This is a genomic window from Bradyrhizobium vignae, from assembly GCF_004114425.1.
Taxonomy (GTDB): Bacteria; Pseudomonadota; Alphaproteobacteria; order Rhizobiales; family Xanthobacteraceae; genus Bradyrhizobium; species Bradyrhizobium vignae.
Window position 1 is genome coordinate 151,753 of the sequence record NZ_RDQF01000009.1, and the last position, 14,942, is coordinate 166,694.

At 66.0% G+C, this 14,942-nt stretch carries 12 protein-coding genes; 7 read left to right on the forward strand and 5 right to left on the reverse strand.

Annotated features, from left to right (window positions below; all coding sequences use genetic code 11):
• The first annotated feature begins 53 nt into the window (after positions 1-53).
• The 5 genes from EAV90_RS10745 (at position 54) to der (ending at position 5,210) form a co-directional block, all read left to right on the forward strand.
• Positions 54-638 carry an NnrU family protein gene (locus EAV90_RS10745; RefSeq protein ID WP_122403614.1) on the forward strand — a complete coding sequence of 195 codons (585 nt, stop codon included), beginning with the start codon at positions 54-56 and terminating at the stop codon, positions 636-638.
• Between the two features lie 139 nt (positions 639-777).
• Positions 778-2,370 (forward strand): class I adenylate-forming enzyme family protein, encoded by a 1,593-nt coding sequence (locus tag EAV90_RS10750; protein ID WP_129143386.1) that lies wholly within the window; start codon positions 778-780, stop codon positions 2,368-2,370.
• Between the two features lie 169 nt (positions 2,371-2,539).
• Positions 2,540-3,193 carry a tetratricopeptide repeat protein gene (locus EAV90_RS10755; RefSeq protein WP_129143365.1) on the forward strand — a complete coding sequence of 218 codons (654 nt, stop codon included), beginning with the start codon at positions 2,540-2,542 and terminating at the stop codon, positions 3,191-3,193.
• 32 nt (positions 3,194-3,225) lie between these two features.
• Positions 3,226-3,777, forward strand: a complete 552-nt coding sequence (locus tag EAV90_RS10760) for a hypothetical protein (protein WP_129143366.1) — start codon at positions 3,226-3,228, stop codon at positions 3,775-3,777.
• Between the two features lie 50 nt (positions 3,778-3,827).
• The gene (gene der, locus EAV90_RS10765) at positions 3,828-5,210 is read left to right on the forward strand and encodes a ribosome biogenesis GTPase Der (protein WP_129143367.1); all 1,383 of its coding nucleotides are present in this window, start codon (positions 3,828-3,830) and stop codon (positions 5,208-5,210) included.
• Between the two features lie 123 nt (positions 5,211-5,333).
• On the opposite strand, the gene EAV90_RS10770 is transcribed toward der, so the two are convergent.
• From EAV90_RS10770 to radA, 5 genes are all read right to left on the reverse strand, one after another.
• On the reverse strand, positions 5,334-6,557 hold the full coding sequence (locus EAV90_RS10770; protein WP_129143368.1) for an ABC transporter substrate-binding protein: 1,224 nt from the start codon (positions 6,555-6,557) through the stop codon (positions 5,334-5,336).
• 272 nt (positions 6,558-6,829) lie between these two features.
• Positions 6,830-7,570, reverse strand: coding sequence for an SDR family NAD(P)-dependent oxidoreductase (locus EAV90_RS10775; RefSeq protein WP_122403609.1), 741 nt, complete (start codon positions 7,568-7,570; stop codon positions 6,830-6,832).
• Between the two features lie 156 nt (positions 7,571-7,726).
• A complete protein-coding gene (gene purF, locus EAV90_RS10780; RefSeq protein ID WP_129143369.1) occupies positions 7,727-9,250 on the reverse strand; it encodes an amidophosphoribosyltransferase in 1,524 nt (507 codons plus the stop codon).
• Between the two features lie 28 nt (positions 9,251-9,278).
• On the reverse strand, positions 9,279-9,908 hold the full coding sequence (locus EAV90_RS10785; RefSeq protein WP_122403607.1) for a CvpA family protein: 630 nt from the start codon (positions 9,906-9,908) through the stop codon (positions 9,279-9,281).
• 168 nt (positions 9,909-10,076) lie between these two features.
• Positions 10,077-11,522 carry a DNA repair protein RadA gene (gene radA / locus EAV90_RS10790; protein WP_129143370.1) on the reverse strand — a complete coding sequence of 482 codons (1,446 nt, stop codon included), beginning with the start codon at positions 11,520-11,522 and terminating at the stop codon, positions 10,077-10,079.
• A gap of 195 nt (positions 11,523-11,717) precedes the next feature.
• Between radA and EAV90_RS10795 the strand changes: the two genes are divergently transcribed.
• Both EAV90_RS10795 and EAV90_RS10800 read left to right on the forward strand, forming a co-directional pair.
• Positions 11,718-12,866, forward strand: coding sequence for an ABC transporter substrate-binding protein (locus EAV90_RS10795; protein WP_129143371.1), 1,149 nt, complete (start codon positions 11,718-11,720; stop codon positions 12,864-12,866).
• On the forward strand, positions 12,866-14,935 hold the full coding sequence (locus EAV90_RS10800) for a putative bifunctional diguanylate cyclase/phosphodiesterase (protein ID WP_129143372.1): 2,070 nt from the start codon (positions 12,866-12,868) through the stop codon (positions 14,933-14,935). Before EAV90_RS10795 ends, EAV90_RS10800 begins: the two co-directional genes overlap by 1 nt.
• Positions 14,936-14,942 lie beyond the last annotated feature (7 nt).

Consider the following 14,942-nt stretch of genomic DNA (forward strand, 5'->3'; position numbering starts at 1 on the left):
CGCTGGGTGAAGATGATACCTGATGGAGCACGGGTCTTACGCAAGGGGATGTCGTGGGTCTGCTGGTCATGGTCCTGGGGCTGGTGCTGTTCTTCGCGGCCCATATTTTCACGACGAAACGCGAGGCGCGCGCGCAGGCGATCGCGAAGCTGGGCGAGGGGACCTACAAGATCCTCTATTCGCTGGTCTCGCTGGCGGGCCTCGCTTTGATCATTTGGGGCTTTGCCCACTACCGCAGCTCCGGCTGGATCGACGTCTGGTATCCGCCGAAGGCGATGAAGCACGTCACGCTCGCGCTGATGCTGCCCGCCGTCATCCTGGTGGTGGCGTCATATTTGCGCGGCCGTATTTATGCGACGCTGAAGCATCCGATGTTGGCCGGCATCAAGTTGTGGGCGGCGGCGCATCTGCTCGCCAACGGTGATCTCGGCTCGATCATCCTGTTCGGCTCGTTCCTCGCCTGGGCGGTGTATGACCGCATTACGCTCAAGCATCGCACCGACGCCGGCGGCCCGCCGATCCCGGTGGGCGGCGTCACCAACGATCTGATCGCTGTCGGGGTCGGGGTCGTTGCTTATCTGGCGCTGGCCTTTGCGTTCCATCCCGTCGTGATCGGTGTTCCCGTCGTGGGCGTGTAGCGCATGATCCGTTAGCGCAAAGTGTGGAGCGGTTTTCCGACGAGATCATGCGCCAAAGGTGAAGACAGCCGGTCAGCGCAAGACAGCTCCGCCTGCGCATGGGCGGAAGCTGACGAAGCAACAAGGTCAGGGCATTCCGATGGACTGGTCGCAATCTCAGATTCCGCCGATGCGGTTCGAGGCGCGCTTTGGCGACCGGGTGGTGCCGGCGTTCTGCGACCGGCCGGCGAGTCTCTGGGCGATGATCGCCAATGCCCGCGCCCGCAATCCCGACGGTGAAGCGCTGATCGCAGGCAATATCCGCCTGAGCTGGCAGCAGGCCGTGGAGCAGGCCGCACGGATCGCAGCTGGATTTCGCAAGCTCGGATTGCAGCGCGGCGACCGCGTCGCCATCCTGCTCGGCAACCGCATCGAATTTCCGCTGCTGCTGTTTGCCGCCGCGCATGAAGGGCTGGTCACCGTGCTGCTCAGCACGCGCCAGCAGAAGCCGGAAATCGCTTATGTGCTGACCGATTGCGGCGCAAAGATCCTGATCCACGAAGCCGCCCTCGCCGAGCGGCTGCCCGATGCGCCGGATTTGCCCGATCTGATCCACCGTATTGCTATCGAGGATGATCCGGCTCTGTCGCGGTTCGCAGTGCTCGCCGACAACTCGCCGGCGCCTGCGCCGGTCGAGGTAGGGGAGGAGGACACCGCGATGATCCTCTACACCTCGGGGACGACGGGCAAGCCGAAGGGCGCGATGCTGGCCCATTGCAACATCGTGCACTCCTCGATGGTGTTCGAGTCCTGTCTGCAGTTGGCGGAAACCGATCGCTCGATCGCGGCGGTGCCGCTCGGCCATGTCACCGGGGTCGTCGCCAACATCACGACCATGGTCCGCTGCGGCGGCGCGCTGATCATCATGCCGGAGTTTAGGGCGGCCGACTATCTCAAGCTCGCCGCGCGCGAGCGCGTCACCTACACCGTGATGGTGCCGGCGATGTACAATCTCTGCCTGCTCCAGCCCGAATTCGACAGCTACGATCTGTCGAGCTGGCGCATCGGCGGCTTTGGCGGCGCGCCGATGCCGGTCGCGACCATCGAGAAGCTGAAGGCGAAGATTCCCGGACTGAAGCTGATGAACTGCTACGGCGCGACCGAGACGACGTCGCCCTCGACCATCATGCCGGGCGAGCTGACGAAGACCCACATCGACAGCGTCGGCCTGCCGTGCCCCGGCGCGCGCATCGTCGCGATGGGGGCGGACGGGCGCGAGCTGCCGCGCGGCGAAATCGGCGAGCTCTGGATCCATGGCGCCTCAGTGATCAAGGGGTACTGGAAGAATCCGAAAGCCACGGCCGAAAGCTTCACGGGCGGCTTCTGGCACTCGGGCGATCTCGGCTCGGTGGATGCGGACGGATTTATCCGCGTGTTCGACCGGCAGAAGGACATGATCAATCGCGGCGGCCTGAAGATCTATTCGGCCGAGGTCGAATCCGTGCTGGCCGGCCATCCCGCCGTGGTCGAGAGCGCGATCATCGCCAAGGCCTGCCCGGTGCTGGGTGAGCGCGTCCACGCCGTGGTGGTGACGCGCGCACCCGTTGCCGACGCCGACTTGCGCGCCTGGTGCGCCGAGCGGCTGTCCGACTACAAGGTGCCCGAAACCATGGCGATCACATCAGAGCCGCTGCCACGCAATGCCAATGGCAAGGTGCTGAAGCGGCAGCTGCGGGAACTGCTCGGCAGCTGAGCCGGGCCGGCGGTTCTCCCGGGGCCTTCCCGGGTGGTTAACGCCTTGATCGGGCTCGCTTTGCCTTGCCACCGCCATATCGTTAGGGTACCTCGCCGCCTCGTGGGGACGGGATTTCTGACGCGAACGCTTCCGCGCGCGTACCCGGACGGGCATGGGATTGGCATAAGTGTCTGAATTATTTGACGAAGTCGACGAGGAAGTACGTCGCGAACAGCTCAAGAAGCTGTGGGACAAGTATTCGATCTACTTCATCGCCCTGATGGTGCTGGTCGTGGCCGCCGTCGGCGGCTGGCGCGCCTACCAGTATTTCGAGGCCAAGAAGGCGGCCGAGGCCGGTGCCGCCTTCGAGAAGGCGGTCGAGCTGTCCGAGCAGGCCAAGCACGAGGACGCCGAGAAGGCCTTCACCGAGCTCGCCGCCAAGGCTCCGTCCGGCTATCGCACCCTGGCGCGGCTGCGTGCTGCGGCCGAGGCCGCGAGCCGCGATCCCAAGGCCGCCGCGAAGATGTATGACGACATTGCCGCCGATCGCAGCGTTGGTGGCGAGTGGCAGGATCTGGCGAAGATCCGGGCCGCCGGCCTGCTGCTCGACAGCGCCGGCTACGCCGACATGCAGCAGCGGCTGGAAGCCTCCGCCGCGCCCAAGTCGACCTTCCGCCACAGCGCTCGCGAGATGCTGGCGCTGTCGGCCTGGCGCAACAACGACATGACCGCAGCCCGCAAATGGCTCGACGCGATTGAAGGCGACGGCGAAACGCCGCCCGGCCTGCGCTCGCGCGCCGAGGCGCTCCAGGCCCTGTTGCCGCCCGTTGCCAAGAGCTGACGACGGTCCTCTGACGCAAGACGAGACACAAGATGCGCCGCACGCCACGCTTGATCGCAGCCGCCATCCTGATCGCCTTCACGGGCGTCCTGGGCGGCTGCTCGAGCTTCGATCCAAGCGATATGCTCGACTTCCTCGACACCAAGAAGAAGCTGCCGGGCGAGCGCAAGCCGGTCTTTCCGGAAGGCGTGCCGGGCCTCGAACAGGGTGTCCCGAAGGAGATGTACAAGGGCGCGCAGCAGCAACAGGACGCGAATGCGCCGGCCGTCGCGGCCTTGCCTGCGGAGCCGCCGCCCGAGCCGGCCAAGCCGGCAAAGGGGAGCAAGGCGAAGCGCACCAAGCAGCCCGCCGCCGCGGCAGCAGCACCGGCTGAGGCGCCTGCCGGCGAGGTCGACGGCGAGGCTCAGCCGGAGGCCGCACCAGCTACGGCCGCTCCGCCGCCCAAGCACAAGATCGTCCGCAAGCGCACCACCGCGCCGGCGCCGGATCAGCCCGCCCAGCAGGCGCAACCGGCCCAGACCACCCAGCAGCAATCGCAGAGCGCTTTCCCGGCGCCGCTGCCGAGCGGCAGCTTCTCGCGCTGATATCCCTCATTGCATTGACAGGCGCAGCCCCGGCAGCGCACGAATGACCGATGTCCTTCACGATCGCCATCATCGGCCGGCCCAATGTCGGCAAATCGACGCTGTTCAACCGCCTGGTTGGACAGAAGCTCGCGCTCGTCGATGACCTGCCGGGTGTCACCCGCGACCGCCGCGAAGGCGAGGCCAGGCTCGGCGACCTCCAGTTCACCATCATCGATACCGCCGGCCTCGACGAGGGCGCCAGGGGCTCGCTGACTGCGCGCATGCAGGAGCAGACCGAGACCGCGATCGCGCAAGCCGACGCGCTGTTCTTCGTCATCGACGCCCGCATCGGTCTCACGCCCACCGATCGCGCCTTCGCCGATTTCGCCCGCAAGGCCAACAAGCCGGTGCTGCTCATCGCCAACAAGAGCGAGGGCAAGCATGGCGATGCCGGTGCGATGGAAGCGTTCGCCCTCGGCCTCGGCGATCCCATCCAGATCTCGGCCGAGCATGGCGAGGGCATGGGCGAGCTCTATGACGCGCTCAGCAAGCTGATGCCGGAGCCCGCCGAGAACGACGAGGCCGAGGACGACGAACCGCTCTCCGAGGAGGAGGCGGCGACCCGCCCGATCCGTGTCGCCATCGTCGGCCGGCCCAATGCCGGCAAGTCGACGCTGATCAATCACCTGCTCGGCGAGGAGCGCCTGCTGACCAGCCCCGAGGCCGGCACCACGCGCGATTCCATCGCGGTGGAGATCAACTGGAAGGGCCGCGATTTCCGCGTGTTCGATACCGCCGGCCTGCGTCGGCGCTCGCGGATCGAGGAGAAGCTGGAAAAGCTCTCCGTCGCCGATGCGCTGCGCGCGGTGCGCTTTGCCGAAGTCGTCGTGCTGATGATGGATTCGCAGAACCGCTTCGAGGAGCAGGATCTGCGCATCGCCGATCTGATCGAGCGCGAGGGAAGGGCGGTCGTGCTCGCGGTCAACAAATGGGATCTGATGGAGACCAAGGGCGGCGGCGCCATCTCTGGCCTGCGCCGCGATGCCGACCATTGGCTGCCGCAGCTCAAGGGCGTGCCGATCGTCGCCGTCTCGGGCCTGATGGGTGAGGGCATCGACCGCCTGATGCAGGCGATCCAGGACGCCTACGCGGTCTGGAACAGGCGCGTGCCGACCTCGGCGCTCAATCGCTGGTTCGAGCAGGCCATCCAGGCCAATCCGCCGCCGGCGGTGTCCGGCCGCAGGCTGAAGCTGAACTATATCACGCAGAACAAGGCGCGCCCGCCGAGCTTCGTGCTGTTCTGCTCGCGCGCGGACGCGGTGCCGCAATCCTACTTGCGCTACCTCACCAACTCCATGCGCGAGACCTTCGATCTGCCGGGCACGCCCGTGCGCATCACCTTGCGCGAGAAGGCCAATCCCTTCGCGCACAAGCGCAAGCGGCCGTCGTGAGCGAACAGGCGGCGAGGCGATAGGCCTGAAACATCGATGCCCGGGCCTTTGCCGCGCCGAAGCGGTTTCGGCCGCGCAGGCGGGACAAGCCCGGGCATGACGGAATGCCCGACCGCTACGGGGTCACTTCTTCACCAGCGGGCAGTCGCTGTCCTTGAGCGGCCTGGCGGCATCTTCCGCCGGGATGTTGGCAACCAGCTTGTAATAGTCCCACGGTCCCTTCGACTCCTCCGGCTTCTTCACCTCGAACAGATAGGCCGGGATGATGCGGCGGCCGTCCTCGCGGAGCGGGCCCTTGCCGAACAGCGGATCGTCAGTCGGGATTTCCTTCATTTTGGCGACGACTTTGGCGCCGTCATGCGGATTGCCGCCGAGCGCTTCGAGCGCCTTGAGGTAATGGATCACGCCGGCATAGTTGCCGGCCTGGGTCATCGACGGCATCGCGTGGTTGCTCACCTTCTCCTGGAAGCGCTTGGACCAGGCACGGGTGCCATCGTTGAGATCCCAGTAGAAGGACTCCGTGAAGGTCAGGCCGTGCGCGGTCTTGAGGCCGAGCGAGTGAACGTCGTTGATGAAGAGCAGCAGCGCCGCGAGCTTCTGGCCGCCTTCGACGATGCCGAACTCGGCCGCCTGCTTGATCGAATTGGTGGTGTCGCCGCCGGCATTGGCAAGCCCGACGATCTTCGCCTTGGAGTTCTGCGCCTGGAGCAGGAAGGACGAGAAGTCCGAGGTGTTGAGCGGGTGCTTGACGCCACCCAGCACCTTGCCGCCGTTTGCGGTGACAACGGCACTCGTGTCGCGCTCGAGCGCGGCGCCGAAGGCGTAGTCGGCGGTCAGGAAGAACCAGGTGTCACCGCCGGCTTTCGTCAGCGCCTTGCCGGTGCCGTTAGCCAGCATGTAGGTGTCATAGGTGTAGGAGATGGTGTTGGCGTTGCAGGCCTTGCCGGTGAGGTCGGCGGTGGCGCCGCCATTGTTGAGCAGGACCACGTTCTTTTCCTTGGCGACATTGCTGACCGCCAGCGCCACGCCGGAGTTCGGCGTGTCGGTGATCATGTCGACCTTCTGGGTGTCGATCCACTGCCGCGCAATGTTGACGCCGACATCAGGCTTGTTCTGGTGGTCGCCGCTGAGGACCTCGATTTTCCAGCCTTTGGCCAGCAGGCCCGAATCCTCGACCGCCATCTTGACCGCCGCCACGGAGCCGGGACCGCCGATATCGGCGTAGAGGCTGGACATGTCGTTGAGCACGCCGATCGTGACGGTCTTGTCCTGAGCGTAGGCGGATGATGCAAAACCGAAAGCGGCGCAAGCCAGAAGGGCCGCGGAGCGGCGCGCGAACGTCGTCATGAAAGGTCTCCTCCATTGTCAAATATTCGGACGGCTCTCTTGCGGAGCCTTATTCCTGCTGTTGGCTCTACCGTGTCCGACGGCTGGCGGCAATGCGCCTAAAGCCGGATGACGCTGCGTCGCAGCGTGATCCGTCGGTTAACTTTTGGGCAAAATGCGTTGAGACGCTATTTGAGCGCGTCCGATGTCAGCTTGAATTTCTGGATGCGTTTTCCGGTATCGACCTCGGCGGTATCGTCGTCACCCGCGATGGTTCGACAAACCGCTCGCCTTCATGCTGGCGACTGAAAGCTCATCAAGGTGCGGGTCTTGTAATCGTAGAACTTGCCGGTCTCGGTCCAGTCGGGCGCGCACAGCGGGACGATGAATTCGGCAACCTGCTCGGGTGTGTCGAGCGTCGCAGGATCCTCGCCCGGCATGAACGTGGCGCGCATGCGGGTGCGGATCGGTCCCGGATTGAACAAATTGACGCGCAGTGGCGTGTTCGCGGTCTCCTGCGCCCAGGCGCGCGCCAGCGTTTCCAGCGCGGCCTTGGAGGCGGCGTAGGGACTGACATAGGCGGTCGCCTTGTTGGCGGCGCCGGAGGTGATGAACACTGCGCGGCCGGCGTCGGACTGCTTCAGCAGCGGCTCCATGCAGCGGATCAGCTGGAAGTTCGCGGAAACGTTGACTGCCATCACGTCGTTGAAGGCCTTCAGCTCGATGTGGCCGATCGGTGAAGAGGGCCCGAGCACGCCGGCATTGCCGACGAGGATGTCGAGCTTGCCGTAGCGCTCGTGCAGGCCGGCGCCGAGACGCGCGATGCCGTCGAAATCGGTGAGGTTGAGCGGCACCAGGGTGGCGCTGCCGCCGTCCTTGCGGATCTCGTCGTCGAGTTCTTCCAGCCCTCCTTGCGTGCGTGCGACAGCGACGATGTGCGCACCGGCTTTGGCAAGCGCGCGTGCCGTGGCGAAACCGATACCGCGCGAGGCGCCGGTGACGAGAGCGATGCGGTTGGCGAGGGGCTTTGTCATGTCGGGGTTTTACAGGCGTGGACGGCCGGGACAAGCCCCCACCACACCGTCATTCCGGGCGTGCGGAGCGCGGACCCGGAATCTCGAGGTTCTCAGGTGCGGAAGCGCGCACCATAGTTCGGTCCTTACGGACGCCCCGGGATGACCGCTGCGCCTTCAGCTCGCTTCCGCCAGCAGGGACAATTGCCGCGGCTGCGGCTCGGTCTGGGTCTGGTCGGTGAGGTGGGTCGGATAGGCCCCGGTGAAGCAGTGGTCCGAGAATTTCGGATTGGCGGGGTCGCGGCCGGGCTCGCCCATGGCGCGGTACATGCCGTCGATCGACAGGAAGGCGAGCGAGTCGGCGCCGATGATCTCGCGCATCTCCTCCAGCGAGTGTGTTGCGGCCAGGAGGCCGCCGCGGTCGGGCAGGTCGATGCCGTAATAATCCGGATAGAGGATCGGCGGCGAAGCGAGACGGAAATGCACTTCCTTGGCGCCGGCATCGCGCATCATGCGCACGATCTTCTTCGAGGTGGTGCCGCGCACCAGCGAGTCGTCGATCAGGATGATGCGCTTGCCTTCGATCGCGGCGCGGTTGGCCGAATGCTTCATGCGCACGCCGGATTCGCGGATCGCCTGCGTCGGCTGGATGAAGGTGCGGCCGACATAATGGTTGCGGATGATGCCGAGCTCGAACGGCACGCCGGAATGTTGGCTGTAGCCGACTGCGGCCGGCACGCCGGAATCCGGTACCGGCACCACGACGTCGATCGGCACGTGACTCTCGCGCGCGAGCTGCGCGCCGAAGGCCTTGCGCACCTCGTAGACCGAGCGGCCGTGAACGATGGAATCCGGGCGGGCGAAATAGATGTATTCGAAGATGCAGGGGCGCGGCGCCATCGGCGGGAACGGCTTGTGGATGTCCTGGCCGTTCTCGTCGAAGACGATGACCTCGCCCGGCTCGATGTCGCGCACGAAGCGCGCGCCGATGATGTCGAGGGCGCAGGTCTCCGAGGTCAGGATCGGGCAGCCGTCGAGCTCGCCGAGCACGAGCGGGCGGATGCCGCGCGGATCGCGCGCGCCGACCAGCTTCTTGTTGGTCAGCGAGACCAGCGCATAGGCGCCCTCGATCTCGCGCAGCGCGTCGATATAGCGCTCGATGAAACGGGCGCGCTTGGAGCGCGCGACCAGGTGCAGGATCACCTCGGTGTCGGTGGTCGACTGCATCATCGCGCCGTGCTTCACGAGCTCGCGGCGCAGCGTCAGGCCGTTGGTGAGATTGCCGTTGTGGGCCACTGCAAGGCCGCCGGCATTGAGCTCGGCGAATAGCGGCTGCACGTTGCGCAGGATGGTGGCGCCGGTGGTGGAATAGCGGACATGGCCGACCGCCACACTGCCGGGCAGGCGGTCGATCACCTCGCGGCGGGAGAAGGTGTCGCCGACGAGGCCGAGGCGGCGTTCCGAGTGAAAGCGGCTGCCGTCGTAGGAGACGATGCCGGCGGCCTCTTGGCCGCGGTGCTGGAGGGCGTGAAGGCCGAGCGCGGTGATCGCGGCCGCATCAGGGTGACCGTAGATGCCGAAGACGCCGCATTCCTCGCGCAACGTATCGCCTTCCAGATCGTCCTGAAGTTCCAGCGCCGCCGGACCCGGACCGGCGCTCGGATCGAGATCAAGTTGGGCGTCCTGGTCAGGGTGTCGCATCTCGTCCGCGCCTCTCTTTAGGGCTCTATCAACGCGCCGCAGGTTTCTCGATCAGCTTTTTCATGCCGTCACGAGCAGATTTGCTGTATCCGTCGCCACTGCCCGAAGGCTGCTGCTCGGATTCAGCTTGATCATCATCTGGTTTGTTTTTCTTGAATCTCTTCAAGATGGTGTTCTCGGGATCGTCAGGCAAGAGGGCCATCAGCCAATCCCCGGTTCCCTGGAGCACCACGCGCGACTTGGCCCCCGTGACCCAGTCCGGACGCTGCTTGTCCGGCACCAGCCAGGTGAAGAACAGGAAGGCGACCACGACGATCAAAAGGCCGCGAGCCAGGCCAAACAGGAAGCCCAGGGTGCGGTCCAGCGCGCCGATGCGCGAATCCAGGATCATGTCGGAGATCCGGACCGTGATCACGGAGACCACGATCAGGGTGCCGACGAATACGCCCGCAACGACGACCACGCTCGCGACTGTGTCGTTGTTGAAATAGCTCTTGGCGGTCGGCAGCAGCTTCGAGAAGGAATAGAGCGTCACGATCGCAGCCGCACCCCAGGCTGCGATCGACAGGATTTCGCGCATGAAGCCGCGGACCATGGCGAGCAGGCCCGAAATCAGCATCACACCGAGCAGGATCAGGTCGAGGAGTGTTACTGGCATCGGCTGGTCTGGTCCGCTCGTACTTCAAAGATGCTCTAGCCGAATCGGTGTTTGGCCGTTGCCCTAAAAGAAGGGCAGACGGCGTTCCCGGCAAGGCCGCAACCACGCAATCCCATGCTGCTTTTGTGACGGCTGTATAGCGGTGGGGACCTGCGACGTCACCTCCAGCTAACCCTGTTCACGGCGGAATCTTGCCGGTGTGGCATTTTTCTCGGCTGGCGGGTTCGATTCGCCCCGGCGGGAGCCGCGGGCGGCGATCTCGGCCACCAACGTCGTCAGGCTGTTCACCGCGTTGAGCGACAATCCGGCATCGCCGCCGGGCTCGCCGCGGGCCGATTCGGGCAGCACGGCGCGCTGAAAGCCCAGTTTCGCCGCTTCCTTCAGCCGGGCCGGGGTCTGCGCCACCGGGCGCACCACGCCGGACAGCGAGATCTCGCCGAAATAGACCGCATCGGTCGGTAACTGCGCATTAACCAGGGACGACACCAGCGCCGCGGCAGCGGCGAGATCAGCCGCGGGCTCCTGGATGCGCAGGCCGCCCGCGACGTTCAGATAGACGTCGTGGCCGGACAGCTTGACCCCGCAATGGGCCTCCAGCACGGCCAGCACCATCGAGAGTCGGCTCGGGTCCCAGCCGACCACGGCCCGGCGCGGAGTGCCGAGCGAGGTCGGGGCCACCAGCGCCTGCAATTCGACCAGAACGGGCCTCGTGCCTTCGATGCCCGCAAAGACTGCGGTGCCGGGCGTGCCGAGATCGCGCTCGGACAGGAACAATTCGGAGGGGTTGGTGACCTCGCGCAGGCCGAGGCCCGTCATCTCGAACACACCGATCTCGTCGGTCGGCCCGAAGCGATTCTTCACGGCGCGCAGGATGCGGAATTGCTGCGAGCCTTCGCCTTCGAACGACATCACCGCGTCGACCATGTGCTCGACCACCCGGGGCCCTGCGATCTGGCCGTCCTTGGTGACGTGGCCGACCAGGATGATGGCCGCTCCCGTCTTCTTGGCGAAGCGGATCAGCGCCTGGGCCGAAGCGCGCACCTGCGTCACCGTGCCGGGCGCGGACTCCACGGTGTCGGTCCACATGGTCTGGATCGAGTCGATCACGATCAGCCGGGGCACCGCGCCCTCCGACAGCGTCGAGACGATGTCCTCCACGGACGTTTCGGCCGCGAGCTGTACCGGCGCGTCCGACAGGCCGAGCCGCTCGGCGCGCAGCCGCACCTGGGCGACCGCCTCTTCGCCGGAGATGTAGACGACGCGATGGCCGGCGCGCGCCAGCAGGCTGGTCGCCTGCGTCAGCAGCGTCGACTTGCCGATACCGGGATCGCCCCCGACCAGCAGCACCGAGCCGCGGACAAAGCCGCCGCCGGTGACGCGGTCGAGCTCGGTCATCCCCGAGGACAGGCGCGGCGCATCCGGGCTTTTTCCGGCGAGACTCTCCAGCGCAAACGTCCGCCCCTTGCGCTTGGAGCGGATCGACACCGGCACGTTGCCGCCGGTGTCTTCTTCCGCGAGCGTATTCCACTCGCCGCAGGACTCGCATTTGCCCTGCCAGCGGTTATAGGCCGCGCCGCAGTTCTGGCAGACGAAGGAAAGGGTGGATTTGGCCATGAGGATAGCGAGTCGCGGGTTTCAGATTGCTGATAGCACGGAAATAGCGCCCTGATCGCCGGCGCTTCCATGATCTCGATTCGGCACGGTGGATATACCTTTCGTTAGCTCTGCGCTGCGGTGCCCGCTTGGATTTTGCCAAATGTTAGCGGACGCAGGTCCAATCTCGGAACCATTGGGGGGCGGCGAAGAGAAATGACGAGATTCTTGCGAATATTGCTCGCTGCGGGCATGGCCTGCGGCGTTTTCGCGTCCGCCGGCCGTAGCCTTGCCAAGCCCCTCGACATCGTCTTCGTCAACCCCGGCAAGACCGGCGAGGTCTTCTGGGACATGGTCGCGCAGAGCATGCAGGCTGCCGGCCGCAAGCTCGACGCGCATGTCGAGGTGCTGACCAGCGAGCGGAATTACCGCACCATGCAGGAGCTCGGCTTTAGCGTGGTGGCGCGTCCCGACAAGCCCGATTTCCTCATCCTGTCGAACGAGGAGTCCGCCGCCGTCCCGATCCTGGAGGCGGCCGAGGCTGCGGGCGTCAAGACGCTGCTGCTCTCGAACACGCTGATCGGCCAGGATGCGGCGCGTCTTGGACCGCCACGTCAGAAGCTCAAGACCTGGCTCGGCGACATCACCACCGATCTTCAAACCGCGGGCGCCCGGATGGCCAATGCGCTGATCGGCGTGGCGCGTGCCGAGAAATGGCAGAGCCCCGACGGCAAGATCCACATCCTCGGCATCGGCGGCGACGAGATCACACCCGCCTCGATCGCCCGTAACGCCGGTCTCAAGCTCGCTGTGGATGCCGCGCCAGACGTCGTGGTGGACCGACTTCTGTTCGCCAACTGGACGGAGTCGGAGGCCGAGCGGGTCACAGCCAACTACCTGGGCTGGGCTTCTCGCAAGGAGATCCGGCCTGCCGGCATCTGGGCCGGAAACGATCCGATGGCACTCGGCGCGCTGCACGCGGTGATCGCTGCCGGCCTCGTGCCCGGTCGGAACATCCAGGTGGTGGGTCTCAACTGGTCCGAGGACGCGCTGCGCGAGATCAAGGCGGGTCGTCTGCTCCTGACCGACGGCGGGCATTTCCTGCTCGGCGGCTGGTCGATTGTTCTCCTGCGCGACTATGCCGACGGTTGCGATTTCGCAGCCGTTTCCCCCCGCGTCGAGGTCAAGACGTCGGCGATCACGCGCGACAATCTCGCTTCGATCGGCGACCTCATCAGGATGCGTGCGTTCGACCGGATCGACTTTACGCGGTTCCGGGCGAAGGCCGGCCGCTGCGGCCAATACGACTTCTCTCTCGATGCGCTCATCTCGTCGCTGCCGCTTGCAGAAGGCGTCGCGGACTGATGCGCAAGGACGAGGCGATGATCGATCCGGACTGCAACCAGGAGGGAGCGCCACCGCGCTTGCGCTCGGTCGTCCACGCGATGATCTGGGCCACGGTGCCCGTTCTGCTGCTGGTGCAACTGCTCGCCTCCGCCGGCGTCGAAGCATCGAGCTTCTGGTCGCAGGTCAGGCAGCTCGACGCCCGCATGGTCCGCGTCGCCGAGAGCCGGGCCGAGCTGATCGCCGAGCCGCTCTGGAAGATGCGCTACGACCAGGTCACGGGCGTGCTCAACGAGATCATGCACGACGAGACCATCGCGGCGGCGGCGGTCTATGACGACACCGGCGCCGCGATCGCCCGCGTGGTCGCGCGCCCCGAAGGCCAGTCGGTCGCGGAGGTCTCGCGCCCCATCCACTACAGCAACGGCAACATGGCCGTTCAGGCCGGCCGCATCGCCATCGCCTATTCCCGTACGACGCTGTATGCGGATGCGGGCAGCCGCCTGGTGCTGCTGCTGGTCGTCGGCCTGCTCGCGACGTTTGCGACGCTGATCGCCATGCGGATATCAGCCAACATCTTCATCGGCAGGCCGCTCGCGGCCATGATGTGGGCGATCCAGCGCAGCAAGCAGGACGGCCGCGCCTATCCGGCCGACGTCACATCCTCGAACGAATTCGGTCAACTCGCGCGCGCCTTCAACGCCATGCAGCACACGACGTCAGGCGCGCTGGACCGGCTCGGGCACATGGCCACGCACGATCCGCTCACCGGGCTGCCGAACCGGCGCGCCCTGACCGAGCGCCTTGCCGTGGCAAGCGGGGACGGAGGCTCGCCGGGTACGCTGGTCGCGTTCTGCTTCATCGATCTCGACGACTTCAAGGGCATCAACGACACCTTCGGTCACGAGGCCGGCGACGCGTTCCTGGTTCAGATTTCGCAGCGTCTTCGTGGCGCGGTCGAAGCGGAGGACTGGGTTGCCCGGCTCGGCGGCGACGAGTTCGTCGTCATTCGTCCCGAGGTGAGCAACGAGCAGGCCGCGCACGCATTCGCACAGCAGGTGCTCGATGCCATTTCCGAACCGATCCGGCTTCACGACAAGCAGGTGGTGCCGCGCGCCAGCATCGGTCTTGCCGTGCGCCACGCCGACGATCCGGAGCTGTCGCATCTGCCGACGCTCGCCGACATCGCGCTCTATCATGCCAAGAGCAAGGCGCCCGGCACGGTCGCCGTGCTGGACGAAGCGCTCCAGCGCGACTATCGCCGCCGCCGGGATATCGAGCTTGCCATTCCCACCGGTTTCGCCGAAGGGCAGTTCGAGGTCTGGTACCAGAGCCAGGTCGATCTCGAAAGCCACGAGGTCGTCGGTCTGGAAGCGCTGATCCGCTGGCGCCATCCTGAACATGGCTTGATCGGTCCCGGCGAATTCTTGCCGCTGATCGAGCGCAGCGGCAACAATGCGCGGCTGACCCGCTACGTGCTGACCGATGCCTGCCGGGCGTTGCAACGATTGGCAGCCGCCGGCAGGCCGCAGATCCGGATCGCGATCAATCTGCCGCCGTCCGAGCTTGCCGACCATTCGCTCGCCGCCGAGCTGCGCGCGACCTGCGCGCGCTTCGGTGTCGCGGCATCGCTGCTCGAGCTCGAGATCACCGAGGGATCGCTGATCAACAACATCGCCAGCGCCTCCGAGACGCTGCATCGCCTGCGGCGCTTGGGCGCCACGATCGCACTCGACGATTTCGGCACCGGGTACTCTTCGCTCGCGCATCTCAGGCGCTTCCCGCTCGACAAGGTCAAGATCGACAAGGCGTTCATCCGGGAGATTCCGGACAGCGCGGAAGACAAGGCCATCGTCGGCGTCATTGCATCGCTCGCCGGCACGCTGGGGCTGACCCTGGTCGCAGAAGGCATCGAGCGGGCCGATCAGGCCGAGGCCATGCGTGAGATGGGCGTGGGGCTCGGGCAGGGATTCCTCTATCAGCGGCCGCAGCCGCTCGAGGCCGTGCTGCACTGGCTCGACGGGCAGCCGGCGGCGGCGAGCCGCGTCATCACCGAGAGCCCATCGATCACCCCGGAATTCGCTGCCTGAGCCGCCG

Excerpts from the sequence above, each read along its gene's own strand:
- EAV90_RS10750 (WP_129143386.1), top strand. The coding sequence starts at position 778 with ATGGACTGGTCGCAATCTCAGATTCCGCCGATGCGGTTCGAGGCGCGC.
- EAV90_RS10760 (WP_129143366.1), top strand. The coding sequence starts at position 3,226 with ATGCGCCGCACGCCACGCTTGATCGCAGCCGCCATCCTGATCGCCTTC.
- der (WP_129143367.1), top strand. The coding sequence starts at position 3,828 with ATGTCCTTCACGATCGCCATCATCGGCCGGCCCAATGTCGGCAAATCG.
- EAV90_RS10770 (WP_129143368.1), bottom strand. The coding sequence starts at position 6,557 with ATGACGACGTTCGCGCGCCGCTCCGCGGCCCTTCTGGCTTGCGCCGCT.
- EAV90_RS10775 (WP_122403609.1), bottom strand. The coding sequence starts at position 7,570 with ATGACAAAGCCCCTCGCCAACCGCATCGCTCTCGTCACCGGCGCCTCG.
- purF (WP_129143369.1), bottom strand. The coding sequence starts at position 9,250 with ATGCGACACCCTGACCAGGACGCCCAACTTGATCTCGATCCGAGCGCC.
- EAV90_RS10785 (WP_122403607.1), bottom strand. The coding sequence starts at position 9,908 with ATGCCAGTAACACTCCTCGACCTGATCCTGCTCGGTGTGATGCTGATT.
- radA (WP_129143370.1), bottom strand. The coding sequence starts at position 11,522 with ATGGCCAAATCCACCCTTTCCTTCGTCTGCCAGAACTGCGGCGCGGCC.
- EAV90_RS10795 (WP_129143371.1), top strand. The coding sequence starts at position 11,718 with ATGACGAGATTCTTGCGAATATTGCTCGCTGCGGGCATGGCCTGCGGC.
- EAV90_RS10800 (WP_129143372.1), top strand. The coding sequence starts at position 12,866 with ATGCGCAAGGACGAGGCGATGATCGATCCGGACTGCAACCAGGAGGGA.